The sequence below is a fragment of the uncultured Aquincola sp. genome, from assembly GCF_964001545.1.
GTDB lineage: Bacteria > Pseudomonadota > Gammaproteobacteria > Burkholderiales > Burkholderiaceae_C > Aquincola.
In genome coordinates, this window is record NZ_CAXFDV010000385.1 from 1 (window position 1) to 3,033 (window position 3,033).

Here is a 3,033-nt window from a genome sequence, read left to right on the forward strand (position 1 = left end):
CCGCGCAGAAACCACAGCAGCTCCAGGATGATGGACTTCAGGTGCACCTTCTTGGTGGTCACCAGCGGAAAGCCTTCGTTGAGGTCGAAGCGCATCTGGTGGCCGAACACGCTGCGGGTGCCGGTGCCGGTGCGGTCGGTCTTGCTCACGCCGTGCTCGAACACATGGCGCATGAAGTCTTCGTACTGAGAGCGCACGGGGCGGGCGGGGGCGGCGGTCACGGCAAGGCTCCTGGGGCTGAAAGCAAAAAGGCCGCGCCCGAAGGCGCGGCCCCGCATTCTCGCCGCTCGGCTTACGACTGGGTGTCGGTCAGGTAGATCTCGACCCGGCGGTTGCGGGCGCGGCCGTCCGCGGTGGCGTTGTCGGCCAGCGGCTGACGCGAACCCACGCCTTCGGTGCTGATGCGGCTGCCCTGCACGCCGCGGGTGGTCAGGTACTGCTGCACGCTGTAGGCGCGCTCACGCGACAGCGGGTCGTTGACCGCGTCGCTGCCGGTGGAGTCGGTGTGGCCGATCACGCGCACGCGCATCGCCGGGTCCAGGCCCTGGGCGAACTGGTCGAGCACCGGGCGCATCGCCGGCTTGATGGCGGCGCTGCCGACGTCGAACGAGAAGTCGCTGGGGATGTTGACCTTCAGCTCGTTGTTGGGCGTGCGGGCCACGTCGATGCCGGTGCCCTGGGTGGCGCGCTCCATCGCAGCCTGCTTTTCCTGCATGCGCTTGGACCAGATGTTGCCCGCGATGGCGCCCACCGCGCCGCCCACCACCGCGCCGGTGCCGGCACCGCTGCGGCCCCCGGTCAGCCCGCCCAGGATGGCGCCCGCACCTGCGCCGATGCCGGCGCCCTTGGCGGTGTCGCGGTTGGTCTGGCTCATGTCGGCGCAACCGGTGGCCAGCAGCGCGGCGGCGGCCAGCGCGGCGATGGCGGGGCGGAAGGTGAAGGTCTTGTTCATCAGGGAGCTCCTTGGATCTGTGCCGCCGCGGCCTGGCTGGCGCGGCTTGGGCAAAGTGTTACGGCGGCCCGCGGTGCCAGCCATCGGCGGGCACCCGCGGACCCCGTCGGACATGTCCGACCTCGGCTTTATCCCTCAGCCGCGTTGCTGAACTGCATCTGCGCCAGCCGTGCATACAGGCCACCCCGCTGCACCAGCTCGGCATGGGTGCCGGTGTCGACGATGCGGCCGGCTTCCATCACCACGATGCGGTCGGCCCGCTGCACCGTGGCCAGCCGGTGGGCGATCACGAGCGTCGTGCGGTCGGCCATCGCCCGTTCCAGCGCCGCCTGCACCACGCGCTCGCTCTCGGCGTCCAGCGCGCTGGTGGCTTCGTCCAGCAGCAGCAGCGGCGGGTTCTTCAGGATGGCGCGCGCGATGCTGATGCGCTGCCGCTGCCCGCCCGACAGGCGCACGCCGCGCTCGCCCAGGTAGGTGGCATAGCCTTCGGGCAGGGCGCTGATGAAGTCGTGCGCATAGGCGGCGCGGGCGGCGGCCTGCACCTCGGCGTCGGTGGCGTCGGGCCGGCCGTAGCGGATGTTCTCCAGCGCGCTGGTCGAAAAGATCACGCTGTCCTGCGGCACGATGCCCACGCGATGGCGCAGCGTGGCCATGGCGGTCTCGGCCACCAGCACGCCGTCGAGCGTGATGCGGCCCTGCTGCGCGTCGTAAAAGCGCAGCAACAGCTGGAACACCGTGCTCTTGCCGGCGCCGCTGGGGCCCACCAGGGCCACGGTTTCGCCAGGCCTCACGTCGAGCGTGAAGTCGCTGAGGGCCGGCTGCAGCGGGCGCGAGGGGTAGAAGAACTGCACCTGCTCCAGGCTCAGCGCCGAGCCGGCGGCCACCGCCGGCAGCGGCCGCGGCGTGGCGGGGTCGCGCACCGGCGATTGGGCGCGCAGCAGCTCCATCAGCCGCTCGGTGGCGCCGGCGGCACGCTGCAGGTCGCCGTACACCTCGCTCAGCGCGGCCACGCTGCCGATGAAGAGGATGATGAACACCACCGTCTGGCCCAGGTGGCCGGCGGTGATGCGCCCGGCCAGCACCGCCTGCGTGCCCTGGTACAGGCCCCACAGCAGCGCGCCGAAGGTGGCGCTGATGATGAAGGCCACCAGCAGCGCCCGCACCTTGGAGCGGCGGCGCGCGGTGTCGAAGGCGGCTTCGGTGGCTTCGGCAAAACGGGCGGCCTCGCGCTGCTCCTGCGTGTAGCTCTGCACGATGGGAATGGCGTTCAGCACCTCGGCCGCGATGGCGCTGCTGTCGGCGATGCGGTCCTGGCTGGCGCGGCTGAGCCGGCGCACCCGGCGGCCGAAGTACAGCGCCGGGGCCACCACCAGCACCAGGATGCCCAGCACCTGCGTCATCACCCAGGGGTTGGTGACGATCAGGGCCAGCAGCGCGCCGGTGCCCATCAACGTGTTGCGCAGGCCCAGCGACAGGCTGGAGCCCACCACCGTCTGCACCAGCGTGGTGTCGGTGGTCAGGCGGCTCAGCACCTCGCCGGTCCGGGTGCTCTCGAAGAACTCGGGGCTTTGCCGCACCACGTGGCCGTACACCGCGTCGCGCAGGTCGGCGGTGATGCGCTCGCCCAGCCAGCTCACCAGGTAAAAGCGCGCGCCCGAAAAAATGCCCAGTGCAGCGCCCACGCCGAACAGCGCCAGAAAGTGGTCGCGCAGCCCCAGCACCTGCTCGCCCGGCTGCGAAGGCACCAACCCCTGGTCGATCAACGAGCGCAGCGCCAGCGGAAACACCAGCGTGCTGCCGGCCGCCAGCAGCAGGAACAGCCCGGCCAGCGCGATGCGGCCACGGTAGGGCCGCATGAAGGGCAGCAGCGCCCTCAGCGCACCCACGGGCCGCTTGGGTGCCTGGTTGGCGACGCCGGCGCCGGCCGCGGCGGCCGGTGGCACGGGCAAGGGGGAAGAGAGTGGGGCGGAAGAGGGCGCGGAACTCATGGCGCGCAGTGTAGGGACCGGGAACCGCGCTCCTGTTGTGTCATGACAAATACTGCCGGGGCAATCAATGCTCATGCAGCCACTGCCTTGACA

At 71.1% G+C, this 3,033-nt stretch carries 3 protein-coding genes; all 3 read right to left on the reverse strand.

The features are described 5' to 3' along the window. Positions 1-173 (reverse strand): thymidylate synthase (locus ABNT58_RS13240; protein WP_348753942.1); only part of this gene is annotated, 173 nt, incomplete at its 3' end. 119 nt (positions 174-292) lie between these two features. Continuing rightward, a complete protein-coding gene (locus tag ABNT58_RS13245; protein WP_348753940.1) occupies positions 293-952 on the reverse strand; it encodes an OmpA family protein in 660 nt (219 codons plus the stop codon). A 128-nt stretch (positions 953-1,080) separates the two neighbouring features. Beyond that, the gene (locus ABNT58_RS13250; RefSeq protein WP_348753941.1) at positions 1,081-2,940 is read right to left on the reverse strand and encodes an ABC transporter transmembrane domain-containing protein; all 1,860 of its coding nucleotides are present in this window, start codon (positions 2,938-2,940) and stop codon (positions 1,081-1,083) included. Between the last annotated feature and the right edge of the window lie 93 nt (positions 2,941-3,033).